Source organism: Mesorhizobium sp. CA16 (genome assembly GCF_020165175.1).
Lineage (GTDB): Bacteria > Pseudomonadota > Alphaproteobacteria > Rhizobiales > Rhizobiaceae > Mesorhizobium.
The window spans coordinates 146519-172745 of record NZ_JAIUHP010000003.1 but is presented as its reverse complement, the minus strand read 5'-3'; the positions used below and the strand labels follow the sequence as shown (position 1 = coordinate 172745).

Genomic DNA, 26227 nt, shown 5'->3' with positions numbered 1-26227 from the left:
GATGGGGTTTCAGGTCGGGCCGGCTGACCTGAATCCTCATGCAACCCAATTAGCCGGTGAAGTCTGGAACGAAGTTTTACGGAAACCATTGTTTTCGCAACCGCTTGACCGCCGCCAAGTGCTCCCGCACAGTGTGCGGAACCGACCTTGAGAGGCTGTCATGACTCGCTTCGCCCATTCCGCCCTTGCCGCGCTGGTTGCCCTGTCCACTCCCTTTGCCGCTCCGCTTGGCTTCAGCCAGGCAGCGCATGCCGCCGACCTGTCCATCTACACCGAGGATGACGGCAGCGTCTGCGGCGAGGCCTGGGTGCTGAACAAGATCACCGACCGCTTCTCTTATCAGGTGCATCACGTGCCGCATCTGCCGGACGTCGCGATCACTGATTTCCGCAACATCCGCCAGCATCGTTATGAGCCGGCGAGCGACGAATGGCCGATCGGCCGCCACTATTGCCGCGCCACAGTCAACCTGACGGACGGCCGCGACCGTTCGATCTTCTACCTGATCGAGGAAGGCCAGGGCTTTGCCTCGATCGGCGACAATGTCGAATTCTGCGTCTCCGGCTTCGATCGCTGGCTGGTGTATAACGGTCGCTGCCGCGTGCTGCGCTAGGTTTGTCGCTTCCGCCGCGCGCCTGCGGTCAGAGGGACCGCATCCTTTTGCGCGCTGAATAGGTCTCGCCGCGAATGTTGTGCCTTCCGGCTTTCGCCGGAAGGCAAATCAGTTAATCTGAACTCCCGAGAGCAACGACTTCCTCGGGGACCTTCATGGATACTGCTACCCTCCTTGCATTTGCGGCGGCCTTCTTCGTGTTCGCAGCCAGCCCAGGCCCCGACAACATGACCATCGTCGCCCGCACAATCTCCGGCGGCGCCGCATCGGGCATCGCCTATGGCGCCGGAACGGTGGCCGGTATCCTCATCTTCCTGGTCCTCGCCGCCTTCGGTCTGTCGGTCGTAGCCGCCAAGATGGCGGTCGTCATGGCCGTGCTTCGCTATGGCGGCGCGGCTTATCTGATCTGGATGGGCGTCAGGCTATGGACAGCAGCGCCCATCGTGCCGGACCTGCTGCCCGTATCCGGGCGGCGCGGGCTGCTTGCGACTTTCGCCACCGGCGTCGCGCTCAATCTCGGCAATCCGAAGATGCCTTTGTTCTATCTGGCGCTGCTGCCGAACGTCGTCGGCGCATCGCTGGACGCCGAGCGTCTCGGCGCGCTGATGCTGGTGATCCTGGCTGTCGAGACTGTCGTAATCGGCGGCCATGTCGTCCTCGCAGGCCGCACCCGAAAGCTGCTGCGCACGCCGAAGGTCGTGCGCCGGGTGAACCGTGCGGCAGGTGGCGTGATGGTCGGTGCTGGCGTCGCCATCGTCGCTGCCCGCTGAACCGACGCCAAGCCGACAATCTCACGCGGCCCTGCCGCCCGATATGTAAACCTGGATCAGCTCGACGAGCTGCTTCTGCAGCTCCGGCGCGTCGAGCATGTTGCGCCGTGCCGCGTTGTGGATCACGCCTTCGACAGCCGATGAGAGCACGCGCGCCATCGTCTCGGTATCCTTGCGGCGCTTGCGATACTGCGCGACGGCAGCCGCATAATGTTCGAGATAGCGCGCCTGGAACGAGGCATGCGCGGCGCGCGAGCCGCGGTCTCCGGGCGCCTCGTCCAGCAGCACCTGGTGCAGCGTCGGATGGATCGAGTGCGCGCCGATCATGCCGCGCGCCAGCTCGCGCGCGAATTGCCTGAGCGGCTTCTCGTCGGCCGCCGCTTCGCGAATCACCGACAGCACATGATCGAAGTGGCGGCGCCGGATCGCTTCGACCAGGGCGAGCTTGTCGGGGAAATATTGATAGAGCGAGCCGATGCTGACGCCCGCGGCCTCTGCCACCTTGTTGGTGGAAAAGCCTGCCCAGCCGAGCTCGCTCAAAACGTGAGCACCGGCTTCGATGATCGCCTCGACGGTGGCGATCGAACGCGCCTGGCGCGGCTGCTTGCGCATGCGTGCGGCCGGCTTTGCAACGCGAGTAGACATGCTGGCCCGTCTCCCGAGAATATAGACAGGATACTCACATTCAATTCACCAACGCAAATGGGGCGGCAAAGATGAGTGCCAAGACCTTGCTGAAGGGCATGCTCGCCTACCAGGCCCGGGCGAACGACGAGCTGGTGGAGAAGCTTGCCGGGATGGATCCGTCTCGCGACGCCGGGGAACGCCACGCCGCGATCCGCCTGATGAACCATATCCATGTCGTGGCGCGGATTTTTGCCGCGCATCTGAAGGGCGTCGCCCATGGCTATGCGAGCGACAATACGCCGGACACGCCCGAGCCGCGCGCATTGCGCGCCGCCTTGGCCGAGATCGACGGCTGGTATCTCGACTATCTCGAAGCCGTTTCGGAGCAAAGGCTTGCCGATCCTGTCGCTTTCACCTTCACTGACGGCGACAGGGGCTGCATGACGAGGCAGGAGATGCTGATCCATATCGTATTGCACGGCAGCTACCATCGCGGCGAAATCGGCCGCATGCTGGCCGCCATCGCGCTCTCGCCGCCCTGGGACACCTACGCCGTGCATCTGCACCAGGCCGAGCCGGCGCGCCGCCTGCGGCGCGGATGCCGCCCGGCGGGCGTTTGAATGCGGCGCGTGAATATGAGCTTTAAGCTCACTTTAAAGCGCCCAATCTTTGGTCGTCGCCTCTGGCCGGTTCGTCTGTAGATGTTTCTGCTGGACAAGATGAAATCGACGTTCGACGGCCTCTTGTCTATTATGAGCACTCTGCTCACATTGTGATGCAAGGTTATGCCGCTGGTCGATGGAGGATCGGGCGATAGAAGCCGCGCGAAAGTCTGTGCGCTAGGCCGTCACTTCGAAAGTGATAGATTCGCTCACAATTTTTCCCTGAGATGCATCTTAAAGCGTTTCGTGTAACCAAAATTCAATAACTGAAAATCATTGTGTTGCTTCGCTGGCTAGACAGTCGCGAGTCAGATATGCATAGACACGCCGGGTCACTCACGACCATTGGCAAAACGCAAGGGGCATCGCATGGCAAAGACGACAACCAAGGCGCCGGCGGCGAAAGCGCCGGCAAAGAAGCCGGCAGCTAAGGCTGCCGCGAAACCTGCAGCAGTGAAGAAGGCAGCCGCACCGAAGGCAGCCGCCAAGGCCCCGGCCAAGGCAGCAGCGAAGCCGGCAGCGAAGGCTGCGGCTAAGCCCGCCGCCAAGAAGCCGGCAGCGAAGGCTGCGGCCAAGCCCGCCGTCAAGGCAGCGGCAAAGCCGGCGGCCAAACCCGCCGCCAAGAAGCCGGCAGCGAAGGCCGCAGCCAAGCCCGCCGCCAAGGCTCCGATGAAGGCCGCCGCCGCCAAGGCACCGGCAGCCGTGAAGAAGGCAGCTCCGGCCAAGAAGCCGGCCGCCAAGAAGTAATCGCGTAGCTTCGCTCGCGAACCGCAACAGGTGAGGGCGGGTGCCACTCAGGCACCCCTCTCGCCAATTCGGTGTCACGGCGAGCGCAGGTCGGAGCGCACGCTCCTCCTAAAGCTCTCGGAAATTTTGCTGCCAGGCAAAACTTCCGGGAGCTTTTTTGTTGCCGCGCCCGCTCGCCAAAACGCATTGGCCAAGCTGGATTGGCCTTGCTGGGCCGTTGCCCTGGAGACCCGTTCGGTCGACAGTGCCGCAGACAAACTGGAAAACCATCATGCCGAAGCTGCTTTACGCGCCCACGTCTCCTTATAGTTCGAAGGTCCGCATGGCGGCTGCCTATGCCGGCATCGCCATCGATCTCGTGCCGGTCAAGACGGAGGACAAGCCGGCCGAGCTGATCTCGGCCAATCCGCTCGGCAAGATCCCGGTGCTGGTGCTGGAGGACGGCCGGTCGGTCCATGACAGCCGCGCCATCACGCAACATCTCAACCGGCTGTCGAAGAATGCGCTGTTCCCCCGCAATCCCGACAAGCGGCTCGAAGCGGAAGTTCTCGAGGCGCTGGCCGACGGCATCTGCGACTGCGCGCTGTCGATGGTCTATGAACGGCGCACGCGTCCGGAAGCGATGGTCCACCAGCCCTGGCTCGATCGCCAGTGGGCGAAGATCACCGCCGCGCTCGACCTCATCAACGCCAACCCGCCGAAGCTGCCGAAGAAGATCACCGCCGGCCATATGGCGCTGCGCGCCTGCCTCGGCTATCTGGCGCTGCGCTTTTCCGGCCAATGGGAGAAGGGCCGCAGCCGGCTCGTGCGCTGGGCCGCGAGGTTTGATGAGAAGTTTCCGGAGCTGAAGGGCAGCGTGCCGGGGTGACGGCGGCGCCTCCTTCTCCCCTTGTGGGAGAAGGTGGATCGGCGCGCAGCGCCGAGACGGATGAGGGGTGTTGGACGGAGTCGGACTCTGGCGAACCCGGTGCCGTCCATCGCTGATGAATGCGTCAAGCTGGAGCACCCCTCATCCGTCCGAGCTTCGCTCGGCCACCTTCTCCCACAAGGGGAGAAGGGGAAGACCACCTTGAATCCCATTCTCTTCCATGCTTGCCTGACACCGCCCAAGTCGGAGTGGTGACATGGCAAAGCCCTCAACTGGCCTCGCGCCCGACCCCATGGTCGAGCGTCTGCGTGCGGCGCTCGGCCGGCGCGCCTTCACCGAGCAGAAAATGTTCGGCGGCACCTGCTTCATGATCGACGGCAACATGCTGATCGGCACGTCGAAACGCGGCTTGCTGGTGCGTGTCGGCAAGGCCGCGCATGCGGCCGCAGTCGCACGGCCCCATGCAAGCCCGATGGAAATGGGCGGGCGCTCGATGGAAGGTTATGTCCATGTCGCGCCGGAAGGCACAGCCACGGAGGCGGATCTCCGTGGCTGGCTCGGCCTTGCGCTGGCATTCGTCGAAACTTTGCCGCCGAAGGTCAAACCCGCCAAGGTCGCAAAGAAACGCGCGTAAGCCGCTCGTCGCATCGGCCTTGCGGACCGCGATGTGTCAGTGTTGTTGAGTTGGCCTCGAGGAACGCACGGCCAGGGGAGGAAGCAATGGCACTCAATGGGCATTGCATGTGCGGTGCTGTGGCCTGGACCTATTCGGGCGAGATTACGCGCAACCTGGTCTGTCACTGTACCGACTGTCAGCGGGCGACATCCGCCCCCTTCACGGCCTTTCTGGGAATGAAGCCGGACAAGCTGAGCTGGAGCGGCGACATCAGGCACTATGAAAGCAGCCCGAATACTTTTCGCGGTTTCTGCCCGTCCTGCGGCGCGAGGCTCTACTTCCGCTCCGACCGATGGCCTGCCGAGGTCCATGTCCACGCCGCCACGCTGGACGACCCGGGCGAGTACCGTGCGGATGCGCAAGTCATGATGCGCTCAAGAGCAAAATGGCTCGACCGGCTGCAGTCGATTCCGGTCCATGAGGATTTCCAGCAGGCGCCGTCGACCGTGACTCCTTGAAATGTGGGCGATACGGCTCGCGTGAATTTTGTTGCCTGCTCGCTCAAACTTCTCGAAACCGGCAAGCTCCCGACAAGGGCAGAAGGACAGGATTGCAAACACAAAAAAAGCCGGGCTCAAGGCCCGGCTTTTTCGTGTCGTGGCTTCTACGACTTAGAACTTCATACCGACGCCGAAGGTGACGCGGTTGTCCTTCGACTTGACGTTGCCGAAGCCGTCAAAGTCCTTGTCGCCGTAATCGGTGTAGCGGTACTCGACGCGGCCGAACACGTTGTCCGTGATCTTGATGTCGGTGCCGACGCCGGCCGTCCAGCCGAGCATGGCCTTGCTGTCGCTAACTCCGGGAGCTTCCACCTTCTGGTTCTTGGCAGCGAGACCGCCAGTGCCATAGAGCAGGATTTCCGGGGTCACTGCATAGCCGAGGCGGGCGCGCAGCGAACCGTCGACACCGCCCTTGGCGCGGATGCCGGCGCTGTCGCCCTTGACGCCGTTGTAGCCGAGATCGGCTTCAGCACCGTAGACGAAGTTATCCTGCTGCCAGTTGTAGCCGCCGAACACGCCGCCGACGAAGCCCTTGGTCTTGACATCCGGACCGCCGGAGCGGAAGTCGGCATGCCCGCCGAAACCGTAGCCCAGGCTAATACCGGCATAGGGGCCAGCCCAGGAAGCGATCGGAAGCTCCGCAACCGGGGCGGGAGCCGGCGGCTCTTCGGAAACGACGTCAGCCGCAAAGGCGGTGCCAGCAAAGGCGAACAGCCCGAGCGCAGCGGCAAGCGGCGCGAATTTGAGATTGGTCTTCATTGTTATACTCTCCTTAAGCCACAAGACACTTAGGCTTTTTTTGTTCATGAAACGCCCCGGCCCGTCCGGGGGGATAAACGGGCTTGGCGCTCAACGGTTCCAAATGTCGTGCTGAAATGCGGCTGAAGCGAACCTGAACTTGGGTCATTCCCCGGCGCGAATAAGGCCGAAAGTTGACGTTGCATCTTCGCAACAGCGAATGTCAGCAGGCTAATCATGTTGCGCTGCACACCGCTTGGTTCAAGGGGTCCGGCGACATATATTGCCGTGAACGGCGCCCCGAATCCGATGGGGCGGAGGCGCGTCCGGGCCGCTTCGCCACATTCCTGCCCCAGGTGGAAATGGCATTTAACGCTTGGCCCGTCACATTGTGCCGGCTTCCCGGAATCGTGAAGCCGATTGAGGATTGACACCATGAGACAAGCCACGACCGTCGCGCTGGTGACGGGTGGAGCAAGGCGGATCGGCAAGGCGATCGTCGAGGATCTGGCCGCCAATAGCTTTGCGGTCGCCATCCACGCCAATCGCTCCGGCAACGAGGCTGAGGCGCTGGCAAAGAAGATCGTGGCCGGTGGCGGCCGCGCCGCCGTTGTCGCCGCCGATCTCACCGACATGGATGCCGTGGGTGATCTTGTCGGTCGCGCGCAGGCGGCGCTCGGACCCGTCACGCTGCTGGTCAACAACGCTTCCTTGTTCGTCGACGATCGCGTCGAGGATTTCGACTGGCAAGCCTGGGACCGCCACTTCGCCATCCACGTGAAGGCGCCGGCGCTTTTGGCGCAGACCTTTGCCCGCGCGCTGCCGCAAGACGGGGACGGGCTGATCGTCAACATCATCGACCAGCGCGTCTGGCGGCCGACGCCGCGCTATTTCTCTTATGCGCTGTCGAAATCGGCTCTGTGGACGCAAACGCAAATGCTTGCGCAGGCGCTCGGACCGCGCATCCGCGTCAACGCCATAGGCCCCGGCCCGACACTGAAGAACAAGCGCCAGGATGACGATGATTTCGAAAGCCAGGTCGAGGGCCTGATCCTGAAGCGCGGCCCGCAATTGCCCGAATTCGGCGCCACGATCCGCTATCTGTGGCAGGCACGCTCGGTGACCGGCCAGATGATCGCGCTCGATGGCGGCCAGCATCTTTCGTGGCAGACGCCCGATGTGACAGGCATGGTGGAATGAGTCCCGTAGCCCAAAGAGACAAACGAAACAGCGCCGCCGACGATCTGCCGCCCGACATCGACCCTGATATGGACGTTGAGGACGAGGCGGCGGAGGAGATCGTCGAGGCCGAGCCTTTGCCGTCCGGCCCCGAGGTCGCCTTCACGGCCATCGACTGGACGCCGCATGCCGGCGACGCCGACGGGATGGTCGGCGCCGAGGTGATCCAGACCCTGGTCAAGCGGCTGCCCAACCAGCCCGGCGTCTATCGCATGATGAACGCCGCCGGCGACGTTCTCTATGTCGGCAAGGCGCGCAGCCTGAAGAAGCGCGTCACCAATTACGCGCAGGGGCGCTTCCACACCGCCCGCATCGGCCGCATGGTGCGCGAGACGGCGACGATGGAATTCGTCGTCACCCGCACCGAGATCGAGGCGCTGCTGCTCGAGGCCAACCTCATCAAGCGGCTGAGGCCCCGTTTCAACGTGCTGATGCGGGACGACAAGTCCTTCCCCTATATCCTCTTGACCGGCGATCATGTCTCGCCGGGCATCTACAAGCATCGCGGCGCGCGCTCGCGAAAAGGCGACTATTTCGGCCCCTTCGCTTCCGCCGGCGCCGTCGGGCGCACCATCAATTCGCTGCAGCGCGCCTTCCTGCTTCGAAGCTGCACCAACTCTTTCTACGAGAACCGCACAAGGCCGTGCCTGCTCTATCAGATCAAGCGCTGCGCCGGGCCTTGCACCGGCGAGATCTCGCATCAGGGCTATGCCGAGCTGGTCGCCGAGGCCAAGGACTTCCTCTCCGGCCGCAGCCAGAAGGTGAAGACCGAAATCTCGGCCGCCATGCAGCAGGCCTCCGAAGAACTCGATTTCGAGCGCGCCGCCATCTACCGCGACCGGCTTGCGGCGCTCTCGCATGTGCAGGCACATCAGGGCATCAACCCGCAGACGGTCGAGGAGGCCGACGTCTTCGCCATCCACCAGGAGGGCGGACAGACCTGTATCCAGGTATTCTTCTTCCGCACCGGTCAGAACTGGGGCAACCGCGCCTATTTCCCCAAGGCCGATCCGGCGCTGGAGCCGGCGGAGGTGCTGGGCTCGTTCCTGGCGCAATTCTATGACGACAAACTGCCGGCGCGCACGCTGCTGCTTTCCCAGGCCGCGCAGGAACAGGAACTGCTCGCTGAGGCGCTCTCCACGCATGCCGGTCGCAAGATTACGATTTCGGTGCCGCAGCGCGGCGAGAAGAAGGAACTGACAGACCACGCGCTGCAGAACGCGCGCGAGGCGCTTGGCCGCAGGTTGGCCGAGACCTCGACGCAGGCGCGGCTGCTCGCCGGCTTCGCCGAGACTTTCGGCCTGGCAAAGCCGCCGGTGCGCATCGAGGTCTACGACAACTCGCACATCATGGGTACCAACGCGGTCGGCGCCATGGTCGTCGCCGGACCGGAAGGTTTCGTGAAGAACCAGTACCGGAAATTCAACATCCGCTCCACCGAGATCACGCCGGGCGACGATTTCGGCATGATGCGCGAAGTGATGCAGCGGCGCTTTTCGCGGCTGCTCAAGGAGCATGGCGACGTCCAGCCCGGCTCGGCCGTCGAGGACGAAGCCGGCGAGGAGGATCTGGTCGCCGGCAATGGCGGCTTCCCGGCCTGGCCGGATGTTATCCTGATCGACGGCGGCCAGGGCCAGATGACGGCCGTGCGCCAGATTCTTGCCGATCTCGGCGTCGAGGACAGGGTGGTGGCCATCGGTATCGCCAAGGGCCCGGACCGCGACGCCGGCCGCGAGCGCTTCTTCGTCAAGGGCAGGGACTCTTTCATGCTGCCGGTGCGCGATCCGGTGCTCTATTTCGTCCAACGCCTGCGCGACGAGGTGCACCGTTTCGCCATCGGCTCCCACCGCGCCCGCCGCAAGAAGGAGATGGTCAAAAGCCCGCTCGACGAGATCGCCGGCATCGGTCCCGGCCGCAAGCGCGCGCTGCTCCACGCCTTCGGCACCGCCAAAGCGGTCAGCCGCGCCGCGGTCGAGGACCTTGTCAAGGTCGACGGCATTTCGGAGCACGTGGCGAAGCTGGTCTACAATCACTTCCACGAGAGCTGAGGGCTGGTCACGCGCACGGAAGGTTGACCAAGGCGTCGGTGTGGTGAAGGATGTTGCACCTTGGCGATTAGCTCAAACGCCCACCACGTTGTCATTCCAGGGCGGAGCAAGGAGCGCAGCGACGCGGCGCAGACCCTGGAAGCCATTCCGTGACCTCTACGCGTTGCAGCGGTTCAGAAAACCTCCGTTCTGCTCCGTTGCAGTCCGCGCGAGGTCACGGAATGGATCCTCGGGTCTGCGCGTCCGCTTCGCTCCCGCTCCGCCCGTGGATGACGAAGTTGCTTAGGCTTCGCCAATCCCAACGTTGCAAGAAGAGTATACATCGAAGTTGCCAATCTCTGCCTCTGACGTGGAATGCCCAGACCAGAGAGAGGTGCTTCACGCCGACCTTCACGCCATTTTTCCCTGGTCAATCGAATCTCGGCTGTTGACCCCCTACATTGGCTTCTGATTTGAGTACGTCTGGCGGTGGAGATTTCCCGAGACGACATGGCACAGCGCGCGTTCAACCTGCCGAACATCCTTACCTATGCCCGCATCATCGCGGTGCCGCTGGTCGTGCTGTGCTTTTTTCTTGAAGGCCACCTGAAGTCGTCCGACTTCGCCCGCTGGTCGGCCCTGGTCATTTTCCTGCTTGCCTCGATCACCGATTACTTTGACGGCTATTTCGCGCGCGCCTGGCAGCAGACCTCTAACATCGGCAAGATGCTCGACCCGATCGCCGACAAATTGCTGGTCGCAACCTGCCTGCTCCTGCTTGCCGCCGACACCGACCGCCATGGCGGCATCGCCGGCTGGTCGCTGTGGGCTGCAATCATCATCCTGTGCCGCGAGATCCTTGTTTCGGGGCTGCGCGAATATCTGGCCGCCTTGAAAGTGTCGGTGCCGGTGACCCAGCTCGCCAAATGGAAGACCACCATACAGATGGTCGCCATCGCCTTCCTGCTGGTCGGCCCGGCCGGCGACAAGATCTTTCCGCTGACCACGCAGATCGGCCTCGTGCTGCTGTGGGTTGCGGCACTTGTCACGCTCTACACCGGCTACGACTATTTCCGCGCCGGCCTCAAGCACATCATGGACGAATAGGAAGCGCGGATGTCGACGAAACTCATCTATTTCGCCTGGGTGCGCGAGCGGATCGGCAAGCCGGAAGAGGACGTCGACTTGCCTGCCGGCATCGAGACGGTCGCCGATCTGCTGCGCTGGCTGAAGTCGCGCGGCGAGGAGTATGAGAACGCGCTGCAATACCCGGACGTCATCCGCGTCGCCATCAACCAGGAGCATGTCGGCCATCGCGAGAAGATCGAAGGCGCGCGCGAGATCGCCCTGTTCCCGCCGATGACCGGGGGCTGACATGGCCGGCGCGGTCGTGCCTGCCATCCGCATCCAGCGCGAGGACTTCGACGTCGCCGCCGAGATCGCCGGCCTGACCAAAGGCCGGACCGATATCGGCGCCGTGGTCACTTTTTCCGGCCTTTGCCGTGACGAGCAGGGCGCGCTCTCGGCGCTCGAGCTTGAGCACTATCCCGGCATGGCGGAGGCCGAGATCGGCCGCATCGCCGCCGAGGCCGCCGGGCGCTGGCCGCTGCAGGGGCTCACCGTCATCCATCGCCACGGCAAGATAGCGCCGGGCGAGAATATCGTGCTGGTGGTCGCGGCCTCACCGCACCGGCAGGCGGCCTTCGAGGCGGCGAATTTCCTGATGGACTACCTGAAGTCGCGTGCGCCCTTCTGGAAGAAGGAACACCGCGCCGACGGCTCCGAGGGCGGTTGGGTTGAGGCCAAGGAAGCCGACGATCAAGCTGCGGAGCGTTGGAAGAAACAGGGCGAATAATGCATGTCGCCCAGAACTGTGCAGCGGTTCTGGGCAACGACATGCATCAGAAAAAACTCCCGTTCGGCCATCGAACGACCGCAATCCTTCCCAAGCCTGCCGGGTGGTTTGATTTGCTTGGCGGGAGCAATCTCATGCTGGACCGCATCGCGGAATTCTTCATCTTCGGGCTGGTGCCGCTGGTGGTCGGCGTGCTTGCCGTGCCGGAAGCGACCAAGGCCGGCGAAAGGACGATCGCGGGCGAGGTGACCTACCGCGAGCGCATCGCGCTGCCGCCCGACGCCGTGCTCGTGGTCGAGCTCGCCGATGTTTCGCTGGCCGATGCACCGGCAACCGTGGTCGCCAGGCGCAGGATAGCGCCCACCGGCCAGGTGCCGATCAGGTTCGACATCGGTTTCGATCCCAAGGCGATCCAGAAGGGCCGGACCTATACGCTGCAGGCGCGTATCACCGTTGGCGAACGGCTGATGTTCGTTGCCGGTGCAAGTCATCAGGTCGATCCGCTGGCGGGCAAGCCTCAGACGGTTCTGCTGAGAATGGCGCGCTGACGTCGCGCGCCGAGCCCGACCGCGCAACTTTTGTGCCTAGACACCGTTTTCTCCGGAATAAACCGGCAACGCCGGGCGTTCACCTATGCAGATGGCGGGCAGGCAAAGGGACAATGTCCCTTCACTTAAGCCGCCAGACCGAATGCGCGGGCTCGATCTGGCCACTCAAAGGAGACCAGACATGAAAAAGCGCACGCTCATCCTCGCAGCCGCGGGTGTATCGCTGATTGCCTTTGCCGGCGTTGCACGGGCGGACGACCATCTGTTCAATGCCGAGCAGCATGGCCTCAGCCCTGACAGCCAGCCGTTCCAGACCAACAAGGCCGGCCACAGCGGCGACCTTGCGCCTGGACAGGGCAGTCCGTTCACCGGTGAGGAGACGAAGACGCCGTCTACCGATACCGAGGCAGCGAACGCCCATGCGAATGTGAAAGACCGTCAAGCCAAATGACGTTCTGCCCGCCGGGGGCCGGCGGGTTTTATGAGCAAGCCGCCCCAACCTCGTCATTCTATGGCGGAGCAAGGAGCGAAGCGACGCGCGCAGACCATAGAATCCATTCCGTGACTTGGCAGCGCCGCCACGGTGCAGAATTCTGTTCCGTTGCGATCCTTGGCGAAGGTAACGGCATGGATTCCAGGGTCTTCGCGACGGAGCTTCGCTCCTGCTCCGCCCTGGAATGACGATCGCGATGGGCGTTTCGGCCAATCTCCAACGCATGCCGCCTGCCAACGCAAACAGAGCCGACCGGTCAAAATCCCTGTGCAGTGCCACTAGCATTCCGGACCGTCTCAACGGTTCTGTCCGTCATTCAAGCACGCCGCAATTGACCACGCTGTTGCAACCGCCTAGCTTCCCTCGAAAATGGGGATGGGGTTCCCCCGAAACCGCCCTTATGGGCTGATGACTCCTGCCAGGCGTGCTCTCGCGCGGCAGGATTTGTTTTTCCGCTCCGCTTCGTGCCTGTTCTTGTGAGGTGATTCCGGTTTGGGATCGCGTTTGGAAAGGCATTGAAGCGATGACCCTTGCGGCTTGCGCCCTGGTCCTGATCGGCGGTTTCTTCGGCGGCATTTCCCGCTTTTTCCTCTCCGGCGTGGTCGGCCGTTCCATCGGCGAGACCTTTCCCTGGGGCACGTTGTTGGTCAATGTTTCCGGCGCCCTGGCCATCGGCGCCTTCGCCGGCGCGGCACGCTCGGTCGGCGGCGTCTTCGCCAGCGATCTCGTGCGCGACCTGATCGTCGTCGGCCTGTTCGGCGGCTACACCACGGTGTCGTCCTTCTGCCTGCAGACGCTCAACCTGGCGCTCGAAGGCGAGGGGCGGCTGGCCGCCTTCAATGTCGTCGCGTCGTCGGCTCTGTGCGTGCTGTTCGTCGCCCTTGGCTTCTGGGCGGTGGTGTGGGTGTTTGGTTCATCCATCGGGGCTGCGGGCTGAGCGATGGTGGACAGGCAGATGGCAATGCGGCTTTATCTGGCGGTCGGCTGCGGCGCGGCGATCGGCTCGCTGGCCCGCTTCCTGTCGGGCTATGTCATCGTCTCCCTGCTCGGCCTGAATGCGCTTTGGTCGACCGCTTTCGTCAATGTCGTCGGCTCCTGGATCATCATGGCTTTCGCCACGCTGACCGGGCCGGACGGCCGCCTGATGGTCGGGCAGGCCGGGCGCAACTTCGTCATAGCCGGCTTCTGCGGCGGCCTCACCACGTTCTCAGCGATGAGCCTCGACACCTTCACTCTGCTGTTCGAGGGCGACTTGCCGCTGGCCGCGACCTATCTCATCAGTGTGGTCGGCCTGTCGCTCGCCGCCGCGTGGCTGGGCTATCTCACGGCGTCCAGGCTCAACCGCCTGCCGGTCGACAGGCAGTCGGCCAATAGGTGATGGGCCACACAGGTGATCAGGGAGAAGAGAACATGGAACTTCCCGCGCAATGCGCGCTGCTCAGGATATTCTTCGGCGAGGACGACAGGGCGGCCGACGGCAAGCCGCTGCATGAAGCGATCATGATCAAGGCGCGCGAGACCGGCATGGCCGGCGCCACGGTGCTGAGGGGGCCACTCGGCTTCGGCCGCTCCAGCGTGCTCCACACCGCCAAGATCCTGCGCCTGTCGCAGGATTTGCCCATCGTCGTCGAGATCGTCGACGCGCCGGAGAAGATCGAGGCGCTGATCCCCGAGATCAAGGCACTGACCAGGACGAAGAGCTGCCTGATCACCCGGGAGAAGGTGGAAGTCATCCGCTACGGCGACGGGGACTGAACTCCCCCGATCTCCCCGTCACCGCCTCGGAGATGGCGGCCGATGGCCGCTTCATCGAAGACACCGGCGGAAAACAGTCTCATCGCCTCTATCGCCAAGTCCGACGCCTCGGGACTGCCTAAGACGATGCCGCGCTCCTCGCAGACCTCGTCATAAATACGCTTCAACAGGGCGAGGTCATCCGGATAGGCAAGGCCACTTTCAGAAACATGAGGCTTGATCATGCCTCCCTCCCTCGGTTCGGCGGAAGCGCGGCTCACAGCCGTCGACGCCCAGCGCTACTTTTGCCAATTTCGCTGAACCTAGGGCAGGCGGCGGATGTGACCACCCGTTGCAAACAAAAACGGCCCGCTGGAGCGGGCCGTTCCGTGAAACTCGAGCTTGCGCCTCAGCCGACGATCTCAGTGTCCGAGAACCAGTACTTGATCTCCTGCGCGGCGGTTTCGGGCGCGTCCGAGCCATGCACCGAATTCTCGCCGATCGACAGTGCATGGACCTTGCGGATGGTGCCCTCGGCGGCGTTCGCCGGATTGGTGGCGCCCATCACTTCGCGGTTCTTGGCGATGGCGTTCTCGCCCTCCAGCACCTGCACGATGGTCGGCGCCGACGACATGAATTCCACCAGCTCGCCGAAGAACGGGCGATCCTTGTGGACGGCGTAGAACCCTTCCGCCTCGCGGCGGCTCATCCACACGCGGCGCGATGCGATGACGCGCAGGCCGGCGTCTTCCAGCATTTTGGTGATGGCGCCCGTCAGGTTGCGCCTGGTCGCGTCCGGCTTGATCATGGAGAAGGTGCGTTCGATCGCCATAGGGTCGTCCTTGTTGTGGGAATGGAAATTGGAGTGGCGGGCTCTATACAAGCCGCCCGGCGGCTTGCCAAGGGGAGGCGGCTTCTGGTCAAGGCGAGCGCTTTGCGGGATAATTGGACGGCTGCGAACGCGCTGGACGCAGCTTGGAGCCGAGGCGATGAACTGGCCCTATCTCAGTCGCGGCGACATGGCGGGCATTGTCTTAGTGGCCGTGGTTCTTGCCTTGGCTGTCTTCGCCCTGCTGTTCTTCCCGCAGCGCGCAGAGCAGAATTTCGGCTTCGGCCCGGAATGGCAGTGCGTGCGCATGGAACAGGGCGATCCGATCTGCGTGAGGCTGGCCGACGGCAATGCGCCGAACGGGGACGCGCGCGACAAGGACGCGTCAAAATAGACGCGAATGGCACTGCACAGGGATTTTGACCGGTCGGCTTCAGTCTAAAGCTCGACCTCAATGGTCAGCTTCGGCGAATCCCCTGCCTTGAGACCTTCGCGCTGGCGCACCGAGGCCTTGACCGGCAACAGAAGGCTGCCGGACGCCTTGTCGGGAAAGAGTGATGTTTGCCACCTGGTCTTGCCGATCGCCGCCGTGATGCCGAGCGAGCCCCAAGGGCGCGCCAGCCCCGTCATCGCCGCCTTGATCCGTGCCGCGAACTCCAACGGTAGTGTCACGAAATGCCAGCCGCCCTTGCCGGGGTAGACCCAAATCTCGGCCCGCATCTCATAGCGCAACATGCCAGCCCCCAACACTCGCGGTCTTCACGCCGCCGCCGCGACCTGCCGGCCGATCCCGCCATGCAGGTCGAGACAGCGCTCGAACCAGCGGGCGATGCTGTCGCCGTCGTCGAGCAACCGGAAAGGCGAGGCGATGCGGCCCCATTGCAGCGCCCCGAACACGATGTAATCGGCAAACAGCGGCGCCTCGCCGCCGATGAAAGGCTGGTAGGCGAGTGTCGAGCGCAGCGGCTCCAGCGCGGCGCGGAAGGCCGGGAGCCCGGCATCGCGGTTGGCCACGACGTCTTCCAGGCGCTTGCCATAGCGCTGCTCGCGATTCTCGCGGAAATAGGCAGCGTTCGGTTCGTCCTGCATCGCATGCAGATCGGTCAGCGCCACCGTCGCGATGTAGGGGTGTATGGTGAGCTGCGACCAGCGCTCGATGAAGCGTGCCATCGCCTTGCCGCCTTCGCCGGAAAACAGCGTCGGCCGTTCCGGATAGGCTTCGTCGAGATAGAGCGCGATGGCGAAGGAATCGGCGACAACCCGCTCGCCGTCGCGGATCACCGGCACCGTCTTCGACACGCCGCCTTCGACTTTCGGCACCTCCAGGAAGCGCGTCGGCACGTCGGTGGCGGCAAGTCCCTTATGCGCCAGTGCCATCTTGGTCTTCCAGCAATGCGGGCTGAACGGGCGGGCGACGTCATGGCCGACGAGGTCATAGAGCAGAATGGTCATTGGCGGGTCCGTTGCTGCGGGTTACGAAGGGCCCGGATTCGGGTCAAGCCGGGTGGGAAGAATGAAGCAGCATTTCATGATGTTTGCGGCCTACAATCAATGGGCCAATGGCCGTCTCTACGATGCCGCCGCCGATCTTGCCGAAGACGAGCTCGGTCGCGACGTCGGCGCCGTCTTCGGCTCGATGCTCGGCACGCTCAACCATCTGCTCGCCGTCGACCGCGTCTGGATGAAGCGCTTCACCGGCGAGGGCGACGCGCCTTCGAACACCGCCGCCATGCTCTACGACGCTTTGCCGGCCCTGAGGCTGGCGCGCGAGGCCGAGGACAGAAGGATCGTCGACTGGATGGGCGGGATCGGCGACAAGGCGCTCGCCGGCCGTTTCTCCTACATGACCGTCGACATGCGCACCGTCTCGCAGCGCCTTTCGCCGGCGCTCGGCCATTTCTTCAACCACCAGACCCACCATCGCGGCCAGGCGCATATGGTGCTCACGGTGCTCGGCCGGCCTTCGGTGTCGCTCGACCTGGCACTGTTCCAGCGCTCCGAGGAAGGTCGCGCCTACGCCTGAGCGCTGTACCGTCCAGCTTTCCGCGAGCCGATTTTCGATCAAACTCAACCATCAAGGAAGACGCGTAATCAGCGAATTTTACCTTGAAAAAATGGAACCCTGACCGAGCCCGTTCGTATTCCCTTCATTCCCTCTCGCACAGGCATGCGCACGGACCCGGCAGTCCGGCGATGCAGTGCAAAAAAAGTGGCAACGAAGGAGAATGCCATGAATGGTATCGTAGAAAAAATCGCCGGCACATTGATCGGCGGCATCGCCATTCTCGCCGTGCCGGCGAATGCCGCTGGTCTCGACATCGGCTTTGGTATTGGCAACACTGGCGTCGCGGCGGGTAACCCGGGCGGCGCGGGCACCGGCACGGGCTCCTCGATGGGTGGCTCAACCGGTCTCGGCACTGGCTTTGGCAGCAGCATCGGCGGCGTCGGCGTGGGCGGCACCGGCGGCTTCAACGCCGGCACTACTGGCTCGATCGGCGGCGTCGCGGGCACGACTACCGGGACAGGCATCTCGTTCGGTGCGACCGGCGGCATCGGCGTCACCGACACGGTGGGCGGCGCCAGCGGCTTAAACGCCGGCACCAGCGGCTCGATTGGCGGTGCCATGGGCACGACCACCGGCACCCCATTCGGTGCGACGGGCAGCATCGTTGGCGTCGGCACAGTAGGCGGCGGTGGTTTGAACGCCGGCACCAGCGGCTCGATTGGCGATGCCATGGGCACGACCACCGGCACCCCGTTCGGTGAGACGGGCAGCATCGGCGGCGTCGGCACAGTAGGCGGCGGTGGTTTGAACGCCGGCACCAGCGGCTCGATTGGCGGTGCCATGGATACAACCACCGGCACCTCGTTCGGTGCGACCGGTGGCGTCGTCGGTACCGGCTCCGTGGGTGGCGGCGCCGGCGGCTTGAACGCCGGCACCAGCGGCTCGATTGGTGGTGCCACAGGCACAATCATCCCCAACACTGGTACCTCGTTTGGTGCGACGGGCGGCGTCGGCGGCACCGGCACGGTGGGCGGCTCCGGCGGCTTCAACGCCGGCATCGGCGGCTCGGCCGCCGGCTCCACCATAGGTTCCGGCAATACCTCGACCGGTGGAATCGGTGGCACCGTGGGTGGTTCGGGCAGCTCGACAGCCCACTAAAAGGAAAAGCAGAGCCCGCCGCCGTGGAGGCGGGCCTGCCGTTCGCGTTATTGCTGCGCGCACCGAGCTTGCATTGAAGCCGATATTGTTCTCCCGCTGGACAATCGACCGGTTGCAGCGGGGCAATACCATGCAGCCAACGGCCAACCGGGAGCATCGGACCGGCCGTGAGGCTCTGCGGCACTCCTGCCGCGTTGCCGGCTGCGGCCGGCGGTGCCTGACGAGGCCTCCGGCCAGTCGGAGAGCCTTCCGTGGTGGCTTTCTGCTTGCCCCCACCGCAGGCGGTGCCGACGGCGTGTTAACCACACTTGCATTGAAGCTAATATGTTAGGACTTCTTTTGCGCTCGCGCTCCACAATAAGCGTGTTGCAGTGGGAGCAAAGGGCATGCGCATCGATTTGTCCCCGACAAGTTGGGGCAGGGTCGTGGTGGTCACCGCCGCCGGTACCGCCTTTTTCATTGCCGCCGCTTTCTTCGTCGATTCCTTCAATTTCCCCTCGCTGTCGCCGCAGGCGCTGCTTTGGGCGCAACTCACGGACCTTTTCCTGCCGCTTGTCCTTGGCGGCTCCTTCCTGTTCTTCCTGATGTGGAAGATGCGCCAGCTGGCCATCACGCAGAAGGAACTCGGCGTCATTGCTGCGACCGACAGCCTGACGGCGGTCTTCAATCGCGGTGCCTTCTCGATGCTGGTCGAAGCCTATCTCGAGCGGGCGCGCGACCAAACGGTCGCCGACACCGGCGCGCTGCTGATCGTCGATGCCGATCACTTCAAATCGATCAACGACCGCCTCGGTCACGATTGCGGCGACCAGGCGCTGAGGTTGATCGCCGCGACGATCAAGGGGCAACTGCACGGCGCCGACATTGTCGGACGCATCGGCGGCGAGGAATTCGCGGTCTTCCTGCCCGGCGCCGACGCCGCACGCTCCTTTCTGGTCGCCGAATCCATCAGGCGCCGCATCCGCGAGGCCGAGTTTGCGCCGGGCGGCCGGCCCTGGCCGCTTTCCGTGAGCATCGGCGGTACCGCCTTCAGCGGCCCGACCACCTACCATGACATGTTCCAGGTCGCCGACCGCCATCTCTACAAGGCCAAGTCCAATGGCCGCGACCAGGTGAGCTTCGAGATTCCGCGCGGCGGGCCGGCGGGCGATGCCGCCGGCACGGTCCACTGAATCCGAGGTCAACGGTGCCTGCGGTTGAGCAGCGGCCTGTGCTGGCGGATCAGCTGGCGCTCGACATCGAGATAGGGCCTGACCGGGCCCGCCGCGGTCGGGGTCGGCTCCGGCTGATGCACCACCGCCATCAGCATGCCGTGTTCGGCGAGCAGGTTCAGCCACTTCAGCGCTTCCCATTTGGGCGTCGCGCCGCCGCGGCCCGTGAGGCTGCGATTGATGTAGCCGGGATAGGAAAGCAGGCGCTTGCCCGCCGAGGCGCCGCAGGTGCCGATCCTGACCGCCTTGCCGTCGGTGGTGACCCAGGCATAGACGGCTTCGCCGAGTTCGCACGCCTTCGGATCGGTAATCGTCACTCGGATCGACGACTTGTCCCGGCCAAGCCGCATTTCGGCCGCCGGCTTGAAACGCTCGCGATCGAGAAACATCCGCCCTCCCGATGCATGTAGCCCGGAAGTGTGCAACGGTTCCGGGACAACGACATGCATCAAAACAAAGACTTAAAGCGCGTCCGCAACTGACATGGTGAACGGCAACCGCCCGTGTGGTGTTTCACGCAGCCGTCGAAAAGTTCTCACGCGATTTCGCAGCGCCGCGTATGCCAGCAACGGTCCGTTCATCTTTGGCGGCTAGTGTCGGAGACTGGCCTCAGCCGATCCGCGAGCGACCGTGTTCGATCTCATCGACTACAAGGCGGTGCTGGTCATCGCCCTCATCTTCATTCCGCTCGAGCAGCTCCTGCCGCTGCATGCCGAGCAATCGGCCACGCGCCGGCATTGGCTGAACGACGTCTTCTATCTGCTCTTCAACGGCATCGTCATCAAGTTCGGCCTGTTGCTGGTGATCGGCGCTGCGATGCTGGTGATCCCGCGCGTCGTTCCCGAGGCGCTTTCGGCCGCCGTCCGGTCGCAGCCTTTATGGCCGCAGACGATCGAGGCCCTGCTCATCGCCGATATAGGCTTCTACTTTGCCCATCGCGCCTTTCACGCGGTGCCGTTCCTGTGGCGTTTTCACGCCATCCATCACTCGATCGAGGAGATGGACTGGCTGGCCGGCCACCGCGTGCATCCGGTGGATCAGATCCTGACCAAGTCGGCTTCGTTCCTGCCGCTCTTCGCCCTGGGTTTTTCCGGCGAAGCGGTTCTCATCTATGTGCTGATCTATCACTGGCAGTCGGTGTTCATTCACTCCAACACCCGCATCAAGTTCGGGCCGCTGAGATGGCTGATTGCCTCGCCGCAGTTTCATCACTGGCACCATGCCAACGAACGCCAGGCCTATGACAAGAACTTCGCCGGACAGTTGCCCGTCCTCGATCTGATCGGCGGCACCTTGTTCATGCCGCAACATATGCCGGAAAAATACGGCATCGACGAGCCGGTGCCGCAGCTCTATCACCAGCAGCTCGTCTATCCCTTCGTGACCGCGGCCGAACCGGTCGCGCCGATCGCAGAAACGTTACCGGCGGCCGTCAAGCCGGAATGACGTCACGGAAAAACCCGCCACTGAGGGCGGGTTTTCCGGGAGGGCGGTGTTCTATTGTAAAATTCAGGCGGCGAAGCCGCCATAGCCGCGCGCCACCGGCTTGACCGAGACGACCGGCTGCTCCGAAGGCCACAAGACGCCTGCCGTCACCGCGAAGGTGATCAGCGCATCGCGCGCGACCTCGACCGGGATTTCTCCATTCCGCGCGGCCTCGCAGGCCTTCACCGCGGCGCCATAGCTGAGGCGGCGGCGCGACGGCGGGAACTCGGTCAGGAAATCATGCATCTCGAACAGCGAGGCGATCATGCGCTTGTGGCCGGCGCCGACGCTGAGGGCGACCGGTGTGAAGAACGTCCTGTCGTGCATTCGGACCTCGTCAGTTGGCTGCGGAGGCGGCGAGCCTCCCTGGCTGGGGAAGGACGCCACACAACGCGGCTTGCGGCGGGAGGTTCCACGCATGCCGCTGTTTTCTCAAGGATGGCGTGCCCCCGCTGGCGCGGAGACAAATCGGGCTCTTTGCCTTGCAGTCGCTGCAACGGCCAGGCAGCCTATTTCCACATGCCGCGCATGCGGGCTCCGAGATCGACCTTGACGCCCGGCCGCTGGCGCGGGTCGTCCTTGAGCGCGGCGCTCGCCCAGGACGACTGCTCGAAGGCCGAAAGCATCGAGGCCGGGATGAAGCGCGTGCGCGAGGCATAGACGTGGCGGTCGCCGCGCGCCGCCTGGTTGTGCGGATAAAAGCGCTGCGGCACGACGAGATGCAGGCTGTCCTTGGCCCGGGTCATCGCCACATAGAGCAGGCGCCGCTCCTCCTCGATGTCCTCCTTGGTGCCGACGCCGAGATCGGCCGGGATGCAGCCGTCAACGGTGTTGAGCACGAAGACGTTCTTCCATTCCTGGCCCTTGGCCGAATGGATGGTCGATAGGATGAGATAGTCCTCGTCGCGATGCGGCGGCCCGGCCTGGTCGCTTGTGGCGTCGGGCGGGTCGAGGGTGAGCTCGGTCAGGAAGCGCTCGCGCGACGGATATGTCGATGCGATCTGCTCAAGCTGGAGGAGATCGGCCCGGCGCGTGATCGCATCCTCATGGATGCGCTCCAGATGCGGCTCGTACCACAGCCTGATCCGCTCGAGGTCGGCCGGCCATTTCGCGCCGGCGCGTAAGCCGGCATAGATGTCGAGGAAGACCGGCCAGTCCTGCGCCGCGCGCTGCGGCGGCCGGAACCGTGCGAGGCCCAGCGTCTCGTCGAGCGACGTCGCCATGGCGTCGACGATCTGCGAGGCGGCGGACGGGCCGATGCCCGGCATGAGCTGCAGCACGCGAAAACCGGCGACGCGGTCGCGCGGGTTCTCGGCAAAACGCAGCATCGCCAGCATGTCCTTGACATGCGCGGCATCGAGGAATTTCAAGCCGCCGAACTTGACGAAGGGAATGTTGCGGCGCGTCAGCTCCACCTCCAGCGGCCCGCTATGGCTCGAGGTGCGGAACAGCACCGCCTGTGCCTTCAGCGCCGTGCCCGTCTCGCGCTCGGCCAGGATCGCCTGGCATACATAGTTGGCCTGCTCGGCCTCGTCGCGCACGCTGACCAGTTGCGGCTTGTGCGAGGACCGGCGCTCTGTCCACAGATTCTTGGTGAAGCGCTCGCTGGCCTCGCCGATCACCTTGTTGGCGGCGGCCAGGATCGTCTCGGTCGAGCGGTAATTGCGCTCCAGCATGATCACCGCGGCTGCTTGCACGAACTGCTTTGGGAAATCGAGGATGTTGCGCACTTCGGCAGCGCGGAAGGAATAGATCGACTGCGCGTCGTCGCCCACCACGGTCAGCCCGGCGCCGTCCGGCTTCAGCGCCAGAAGGATCGAGGCCTGCAGCCGGTTGGTGTCCTGGTATTCGTCGACCAGCACATGATCGAAGCGACCGCCGAGATGCGCCGCGATCTCCGGCTCGGCCGCCATCTGCGCCCAGTAGAGCAGCAGGTCGTCGTAATCGAGAACATTCTGCGCCTGCTTGGCCTCGACATAGGCCGCGAACAGCTCTTTCAGCTGTTCGGCCCATCCTGAGCACCAAGGGAAGGCCGACCCAAGCACTTCTCCCAGCGGTGCCTGCGCATTCACCGCCCGCGAATAGATCTGCAGACAGGTGCCTTTGGTAGGAAAGCGGCTTTCGGTCTTCGAGAATCCCAGCTCGTGCCGCGCAAGGTTCATCAGGTCAGCGGAATCCTCGCGGTCATGGATGGTGAAGGCCGGGTCGAGGCCGATCTGTTCGGCATAGTCGCGCAGCAGTCGCGCGCCGATGCCGTGGAAAGTGCCGGCCCAGGCCAGCGCGTCGGCGATGATTGCCGCGTCGCGCCCCAGCACCTCGCCGGCAATGCGCTCGACGCGCTTGGCCATCTCGGCCGCCGCGCGGCGCGAGAAGGTCATCAACAGAATGCGGCGCGGATCGGCGCCCTTGACGATCAGATGGGCGACGCGATGCGCCAGCGTGTTGGTCTTGCCGGAGCCGGCGCCGGCGATCACCAGCAGCGGCGCCGCCACCTTGCCGTCGCCATGCATCACCGCCAGCCGCTGCGCGTCGTTCAGCCGGCCAAGATAGGCGGGCGCCTCGAAGGACGAATCACGAGCGGCGATGTTCATCGCCCATCAAGCATCGTTTCCGCTTTGTTCGCAATAATTTCCTCGCCCCGCGAGCGGGAAGAGGTGGCCGCGAAGCGGCCGGAGAGGGGCTGCGTCGGCATCCACGCTTCACCGGAAGGGGCTATTCCCAATCGAAAGAGCCGCTACCGCTTCGGCTCGACCCCCATCGCCGCCGACTGGCGCCGCAAATTGCGCCTTTCGTCGCCCGGCATATCCAGCGGCGCGACGTCTCCAGGCACTTCGTCGATGATCCTCACGGCAACGCGATAGGCGGTGTAGGCAAAAAGCCCGGCAAGCAGAAGGCGGACCATGATCAGTTTCCTCGTTGCGTTCGATTGGCTCGGGATTCCAACCGGACTCGGATCGGTTGGTTCCCGCCGGTCAACGCAACCAAACCGCCACCGCCCCGTTTGCCCCAAGGAGCGAACGAGAGGAGGTCGTCATGAAGAAGCTTCCTGTGCTGCTGGCTCTTGCGGCAGGGCTCGTGCTCGCCGCCTGCGACAACAGCGTGCCGCCCACCAAGGCGCCGGGCGATGAAGTCAACCAGAACCCTCAGGTCGACAAGAACCCTGTGCCGAAATCGACCACCGGCGGAGACCAGCCGGGCACGCCGCCGAAGCAATAGCGCCAAGGCCGGGCTTGCCCAGATTATCGTCGGGCCGAAACGAAGAAGGCCGGCGCTGCTTGGGAGGAAGCTCGGTAGCGCCGGCCAAGCGGGAAAATCAGGCCCGCCGCACAACACAAGATAGCTGAGTCTCCGCTTCGCGTCATGGTGCGATCGCGGTAGCCGGCTATGGAGCCACCGGAAAATTACGAAATTCTGCAGAGCCCGTCATTGCGAGGCCTCCGATGGTGCGGCATTCGCTCAAATGAGCATCCGTGGAAGACTGGCCTTCACGCCATCGCCACGCGCCGTACCGGCACGTTGGCGATCTCGATGTCCAACTGGCGCTGCGTCAGCGCCGCTTCGGCCATGATCCACCGCTTGAACAGCTCGACCTTGCGGGCGCCGACCGCCTTGATGGGGCTGACGAAATACCAACCCGCCGTGTTGGGATGGTGGACCGCGAAGGGGGCCACCAGCCGTTCGGCGCGGATGTCGCTTGCCATATAGGCGCGGTTGGCGACGGCAAAGCCCATGCCGGCATTGGCCGCTTCGTAGGACATCATGCAGCTATCGAAATAGACGCTCCTCGTTTCGCCAAGCACGAAGCTTGCGCCGGCAAAGCCCAGCCACGACTGCCAGTTCTGCGTGCACGTGTCAGAGTGTAGCAGCGTGAAGTAGCGCAGATCCTCCGGCACCACCTTCGACAGCGGTTTGTCGCCCAGCACCTCATGGAAGAGTTTGCGGCTGCACACCGGCGTCAGATCTTCCTTGAACAGCAGCTCCGACGTGAGACCGGGGAAGTTGCCGTCGCCATAACGGATTTCGAGGTCGTATTCGGAAGTCGAGAATTCATGCGTGGCGTAAGAGGTCGACACCCGCATCTCAATATCGGAATATTGATGCTGGAAGGCCGAAAGCCGCGGAAACAGCCAGCGCGCCGCAAAGGTCGGCAGCACGCAGATCCGCAACACATGCGCCTGCGACTGGCCGGTTGCCTCCATGCTGGCCGCCACTATCCGCTCCAGCGCCTCGCGCACGCGCGCCACATAGGTCTCGCCCTCCGGCGTCAGCGACACCGCGTTGCCGCCACGCTCGAAGATCTTGAAGCGCAGCTGATCCTCCAGGCTCTTCACGCGCTGGCTGACGGCGGAAGCGGTGATGAATTGCTCTTCGCCGGCGCGCGTGAAATTCCTGTGCCTCGCGGCGCTCTCCACGATTTTCAGTGAGTTGAGGTTAACCTGACTGAGCAGTCGCACGGGGTTTTCGACCTTAAGCTGGGCTTACGCTACCACCAGCATTCCTAAATTTACAGGGGTAGGCGTTTAAATGACTGTTAACCAAGTGTTGCCCCCATCTTGGAGAAAATAGAATGAACGCCCATACAATTCCCGAACTGCGCTGTGCAATGAGCCGCGAGGCCATCATTGGTCATGAGACCTCCTGGAAAGTGTCGGGTTTCGGCGTCGCCCAGTATCGTCACGGTTACGACCCGGCTCTGCTTGCCGCCATCGAAGAAGCGGCGCTCAAATTGAAGGCCAGCCATGCCGTGCACAAGCACCTCGACCTCACCTTCATCACTGGTGCCGACCGCTATATTCCCGAGATCAAGGAGCTCTTGCACGACAAGCTGCGCCTGGAAAGATTGTCCGACATGATGGGAACCAAGCTCGAGCCCTATCCGCTGTCGATCGTCGGCTCGACCGTCACCTTCATGAATCCAAGGGATGGCGCGGTCGAATGGCATTGCGACGGCGTTCCGGTGACGGAGCTCATTCCGCTGTCGATCAGCGATCCTCTCATCGGCGGTCATCTGGAAATCTACTGCGACGATTCCGAGACCGGCCGCTCGATTCTGGAATCCGGCCGCGAGCTGCCGCGCAACAAGATCATGCGCATCGACCACAAGATGAACTACGCCACGCTCGGCCAGTTCCTCGGTGTGCTCCACCGCACCGCGCCGATCCAGCTCGGCGAGCGCGTCACCCTGGTGCTCAACCAGCGCTCGACGGCCAAACCCTATGTCGACGACAACCGCATGTTCTACCTCGCCGCCGACAACGACCATGACCGTGCCTGGGTGAACGAGCTGGCCGAGGATGTCTGGACCAACCAGCTGCCCGCCTACCGTCGCCATGCCGAGGAACATCCTGTGCCGCAGCCGACGGCGGAAGCGGTTTCCGGCGGGGCGAGGGAGTCTTGGTAATGACCGACGATCCGGTCGAGTGTCAGCCGCCTTCAGTGTCG

Annotated in this window: 35 protein-coding genes and 1 riboswitch; of the genes, 24 read left to right on the top strand and 11 right to left on the bottom strand. The window is 63.8% G+C overall.

Annotation, left to right across the window (positions count from 1 at the left end; translation table 11 throughout):
* Window positions 1-160 precede the first annotated feature (160 nt).
* Window positions 161-613 (top strand): hypothetical protein, encoded by a 453-nt coding sequence (locus LB525_RS06790; protein WP_224544049.1) that lies wholly within the window; start codon window positions 161-163, stop codon window positions 611-613.
* Window positions 614-768: 155 nt separating this feature from the next.
* Window positions 769-1383: a LysE family translocator gene (locus LB525_RS06785; RefSeq protein WP_224544048.1), complete on the top strand. Its 615-nt coding sequence runs from the start codon at window positions 769-771 to the stop codon at window positions 1381-1383.
* A gap of 21 nt (window positions 1384-1404) precedes the next feature.
* Here the strand turns inward: LB525_RS06785 and LB525_RS06780 are convergent, their stop codons facing one another.
* The gene (locus tag LB525_RS06780; RefSeq protein WP_318012391.1) at window positions 1405-2028 is read right to left on the bottom strand and encodes a TetR/AcrR family transcriptional regulator; all 624 of its coding nucleotides are present in this window, start codon (window positions 2026-2028) and stop codon (window positions 1405-1407) included.
* A gap of 71 nt (window positions 2029-2099) precedes the next feature.
* Here LB525_RS06780 and LB525_RS06775 point away from each other — a divergent pair, with 71 nt between their 5' ends.
* The 5 genes from LB525_RS06775 to LB525_RS06755 all read left to right on the top strand — a co-directional run bounded on the left by LB525_RS06775 (window position 2100) and on the right by LB525_RS06755 (window position 5421).
* The gene (locus LB525_RS06775; protein WP_224544047.1) at window positions 2100-2630 is read left to right on the top strand and encodes a DinB family protein; all 531 of its coding nucleotides are present in this window, start codon (window positions 2100-2102) and stop codon (window positions 2628-2630) included.
* 411 nt (window positions 2631-3041) lie between these two features.
* Window positions 3042-3419 (top strand): hypothetical protein, encoded by a 378-nt coding sequence (locus LB525_RS06770; protein WP_181174787.1) that lies wholly within the window; start codon window positions 3042-3044, stop codon window positions 3417-3419.
* Window positions 3420-3690: 271 nt separating this feature from the next.
* Window positions 3691-4287, top strand: coding sequence for a glutathione S-transferase (locus LB525_RS06765; RefSeq protein ID WP_224544046.1), 597 nt, complete (start codon window positions 3691-3693; stop codon window positions 4285-4287).
* Between the two features lie 256 nt (window positions 4288-4543).
* Window positions 4544-4921, top strand: coding sequence for a TfoX/Sxy family protein (locus tag LB525_RS06760; protein ID WP_224544045.1), 378 nt, complete (start codon window positions 4544-4546; stop codon window positions 4919-4921).
* Window positions 4922-5007: 86 nt separating this feature from the next.
* Entirely contained in the window at window positions 5008-5421 is a 414-nt protein-coding gene (locus tag LB525_RS06755; protein ID WP_224544044.1) for a GFA family protein, read from the top strand.
* 153 nt (window positions 5422-5574) lie between these two features.
* Here the strand turns inward: LB525_RS06755 and LB525_RS06750 are convergent, their stop codons facing one another.
* Window positions 5575-6222, bottom strand: a complete 648-nt coding sequence (locus tag LB525_RS06750) for an outer membrane protein (protein ID WP_224544043.1) — start codon at window positions 6220-6222, stop codon at window positions 5575-5577.
* Window positions 6223-6636: 414 nt separating this feature from the next.
* Here LB525_RS06750 and LB525_RS06745 point away from each other — a divergent pair, with 414 nt between their 5' ends.
* From LB525_RS06745 to LB525_RS06700, 10 genes are all read left to right on the top strand, one after another.
* Window positions 6637-7401, top strand: a complete 765-nt coding sequence (locus tag LB525_RS06745; protein ID WP_224544042.1) for an SDR family oxidoreductase — start codon at window positions 6637-6639, stop codon at window positions 7399-7401.
* Complete coding sequence (gene uvrC / locus LB525_RS06740) at window positions 7398-9488, top strand: excinuclease ABC subunit UvrC (protein WP_224544041.1); 2091 nt, start codon at window positions 7398-7400, stop codon at window positions 9486-9488. The genes LB525_RS06745 and uvrC overlap by 4 nt, the downstream gene beginning before the upstream one ends.
* Window positions 9489-9977: 489 nt before the next feature.
* Window positions 9978-10574, top strand: a complete 597-nt coding sequence (gene pgsA / locus LB525_RS06735; protein ID WP_095767046.1) for a CDP-diacylglycerol--glycerol-3-phosphate 3-phosphatidyltransferase — start codon at window positions 9978-9980, stop codon at window positions 10572-10574.
* A 9-nt stretch (window positions 10575-10583) separates the two neighbouring features.
* Window positions 10584-10841 (top strand): molybdopterin converting factor subunit 1, encoded by a 258-nt coding sequence (gene moaD, locus LB525_RS06730; protein ID WP_095767047.1) that lies wholly within the window; start codon window positions 10584-10586, stop codon window positions 10839-10841.
* Between the two features lies 1 nt (window position 10842).
* Window positions 10843-11322: a molybdenum cofactor biosynthesis protein MoaE gene (locus tag LB525_RS06725; RefSeq protein WP_224544040.1), complete on the top strand. Its 480-nt coding sequence runs from the start codon at window positions 10843-10845 to the stop codon at window positions 11320-11322.
* A 134-nt stretch (window positions 11323-11456) separates the two neighbouring features.
* Window positions 11457-11870, top strand: a complete 414-nt coding sequence (locus LB525_RS06720) for a YbaY family lipoprotein (protein ID WP_224544039.1) — start codon at window positions 11457-11459, stop codon at window positions 11868-11870.
* A gap of 181 nt (window positions 11871-12051) precedes the next feature.
* A complete protein-coding gene (locus LB525_RS06715) occupies window positions 12052-12321 on the top strand; it encodes a hypothetical protein (protein WP_095767050.1) in 270 nt (89 codons plus the stop codon).
* 404 nt (window positions 12322-12725) lie between these two features.
* A riboswitch (Fluoride riboswitch) is annotated at window positions 12726-12788 on the top strand.
* Window positions 12789-12886: 98 nt separating this feature from the next.
* Window positions 12887-13300: a fluoride efflux transporter CrcB gene (crcB, locus tag LB525_RS06710; RefSeq protein ID WP_224524930.1), complete on the top strand. Its 414-nt coding sequence runs from the start codon at window positions 12887-12889 to the stop codon at window positions 13298-13300.
* A gap of 18 nt (window positions 13301-13318) precedes the next feature.
* On the top strand, window positions 13319-13741 hold the full coding sequence (crcB, locus tag LB525_RS06705) for a fluoride efflux transporter CrcB (protein WP_224524929.1): 423 nt from the start codon (window positions 13319-13321) through the stop codon (window positions 13739-13741).
* 32 nt (window positions 13742-13773) lie between these two features.
* Window positions 13774-14118, top strand: coding sequence for a DUF190 domain-containing protein (locus LB525_RS06700; protein ID WP_224544038.1), 345 nt, complete (start codon window positions 13774-13776; stop codon window positions 14116-14118).
* On the opposite strand, the gene LB525_RS06695 is transcribed toward LB525_RS06700, so the two are convergent.
* Both LB525_RS06695 and ndk read right to left on the bottom strand, forming a co-directional pair.
* Entirely contained in the window at window positions 14100-14342 is a 243-nt protein-coding gene (locus LB525_RS06695) for a hypothetical protein (protein ID WP_224544037.1), read from the bottom strand. The genes LB525_RS06700 and LB525_RS06695 overlap by 19 nt on opposite strands.
* 164 nt (window positions 14343-14506) lie before the next feature.
* Complete coding sequence (ndk, locus tag LB525_RS06690; RefSeq protein ID WP_027165590.1) at window positions 14507-14929, bottom strand: nucleoside-diphosphate kinase; 423 nt, start codon at window positions 14927-14929, stop codon at window positions 14507-14509.
* 157 nt (window positions 14930-15086) lie between these two features.
* Here ndk and LB525_RS06685 point away from each other — a divergent pair, with 157 nt between their 5' ends.
* Complete coding sequence (locus LB525_RS06685) at window positions 15087-15320, top strand: hypothetical protein (RefSeq protein ID WP_224524927.1); 234 nt, start codon at window positions 15087-15089, stop codon at window positions 15318-15320.
* A 44-nt stretch (window positions 15321-15364) separates the two neighbouring features.
* On the opposite strand, the gene LB525_RS06680 is transcribed toward LB525_RS06685, so the two are convergent.
* Window positions 15365-15661 (bottom strand): DUF1905 domain-containing protein, encoded by a 297-nt coding sequence (locus tag LB525_RS06680; RefSeq protein ID WP_224544036.1) that lies wholly within the window; start codon window positions 15659-15661, stop codon window positions 15365-15367.
* 24 nt (window positions 15662-15685) lie between these two features.
* On the bottom strand, window positions 15686-16378 hold the full coding sequence (locus LB525_RS06675; RefSeq protein ID WP_224544035.1) for a glutathione S-transferase family protein: 693 nt from the start codon (window positions 16376-16378) through the stop codon (window positions 15686-15688).
* A 61-nt stretch (window positions 16379-16439) separates the two neighbouring features.
* Between LB525_RS06675 and LB525_RS06670 the strand changes: the two genes are divergently transcribed.
* The 3 genes from LB525_RS06670 to LB525_RS06660 all read left to right on the top strand — a co-directional run bounded on the left by LB525_RS06670 (window position 16440) and on the right by LB525_RS06660 (window position 19261).
* Window positions 16440-16949 (top strand): DinB family protein, encoded by a 510-nt coding sequence (locus tag LB525_RS06670; RefSeq protein WP_224544034.1) that lies wholly within the window; start codon window positions 16440-16442, stop codon window positions 16947-16949.
* Window positions 16950-17156: 207 nt separating this feature from the next.
* Entirely contained in the window at window positions 17157-18089 is a 933-nt protein-coding gene (locus tag LB525_RS06665) for a hypothetical protein (protein ID WP_224544184.1), read from the top strand.
* A 386-nt stretch (window positions 18090-18475) separates the two neighbouring features.
* A complete protein-coding gene (locus LB525_RS06660; RefSeq protein WP_095767192.1) occupies window positions 18476-19261 on the top strand; it encodes a GGDEF domain-containing protein in 786 nt (261 codons plus the stop codon).
* An 8-nt stretch (window positions 19262-19269) separates the two neighbouring features.
* Here the strand turns inward: LB525_RS06660 and LB525_RS06655 are convergent, their stop codons facing one another.
* On the bottom strand, window positions 19270-19689 hold the full coding sequence (locus LB525_RS06655) for a hypothetical protein (RefSeq protein WP_224544033.1): 420 nt from the start codon (window positions 19687-19689) through the stop codon (window positions 19270-19272).
* Window positions 19690-19930: 241 nt separating this feature from the next.
* Between LB525_RS06655 and LB525_RS06650 the strand changes: the two genes are divergently transcribed.
* Entirely contained in the window at window positions 19931-20746 is an 816-nt protein-coding gene (locus tag LB525_RS06650; protein ID WP_224544032.1) for a sterol desaturase family protein, read from the top strand.
* A gap of 63 nt (window positions 20747-20809) precedes the next feature.
* Here LB525_RS06650 and LB525_RS06645 read toward each other — a convergent pair whose 3' ends face one another.
* The 3 genes from LB525_RS06645 to LB525_RS06635 all read right to left on the bottom strand — a co-directional run bounded on the left by LB525_RS06645 (window position 20810) and on the right by LB525_RS06635 (window position 23687).
* Window positions 20810-21112: a DUF982 domain-containing protein gene (locus LB525_RS06645; RefSeq protein WP_224544031.1), complete on the bottom strand. Its 303-nt coding sequence runs from the start codon at window positions 21110-21112 to the stop codon at window positions 20810-20812.
* Between the two features lie 182 nt (window positions 21113-21294).
* Complete coding sequence (locus LB525_RS06640) at window positions 21295-23376, bottom strand: ATP-dependent helicase (RefSeq protein ID WP_224544030.1); 2082 nt, start codon at window positions 23374-23376, stop codon at window positions 21295-21297.
* Between the two features lie 143 nt (window positions 23377-23519).
* Window positions 23520-23687: a hypothetical protein gene (locus LB525_RS06635; RefSeq protein ID WP_181165039.1), complete on the bottom strand. Its 168-nt coding sequence runs from the start codon at window positions 23685-23687 to the stop codon at window positions 23520-23522.
* A gap of 131 nt (window positions 23688-23818) precedes the next feature.
* Between LB525_RS06635 and LB525_RS06630 the strand changes: the two genes are divergently transcribed.
* On the top strand, window positions 23819-24001 hold the full coding sequence (locus tag LB525_RS06630; RefSeq protein ID WP_140846066.1) for a hypothetical protein: 183 nt from the start codon (window positions 23819-23821) through the stop codon (window positions 23999-24001).
* A gap of 269 nt (window positions 24002-24270) precedes the next feature.
* On the opposite strand, the gene LB525_RS06625 is transcribed toward LB525_RS06630, so the two are convergent.
* The gene (locus tag LB525_RS06625; RefSeq protein WP_224524912.1) at window positions 24271-25239 is read right to left on the bottom strand and encodes a LysR substrate-binding domain-containing protein; all 969 of its coding nucleotides are present in this window, start codon (window positions 25237-25239) and stop codon (window positions 24271-24273) included.
* A 113-nt stretch (window positions 25240-25352) separates the two neighbouring features.
* Between LB525_RS06625 and LB525_RS06620 the strand changes: the two genes are divergently transcribed.
* Window positions 25353-26186, top strand: coding sequence for a hypothetical protein (locus tag LB525_RS06620; RefSeq protein ID WP_181174920.1), 834 nt, complete (start codon window positions 25353-25355; stop codon window positions 26184-26186).
* Window positions 26187-26227: the final 41 nt, after the last annotated feature.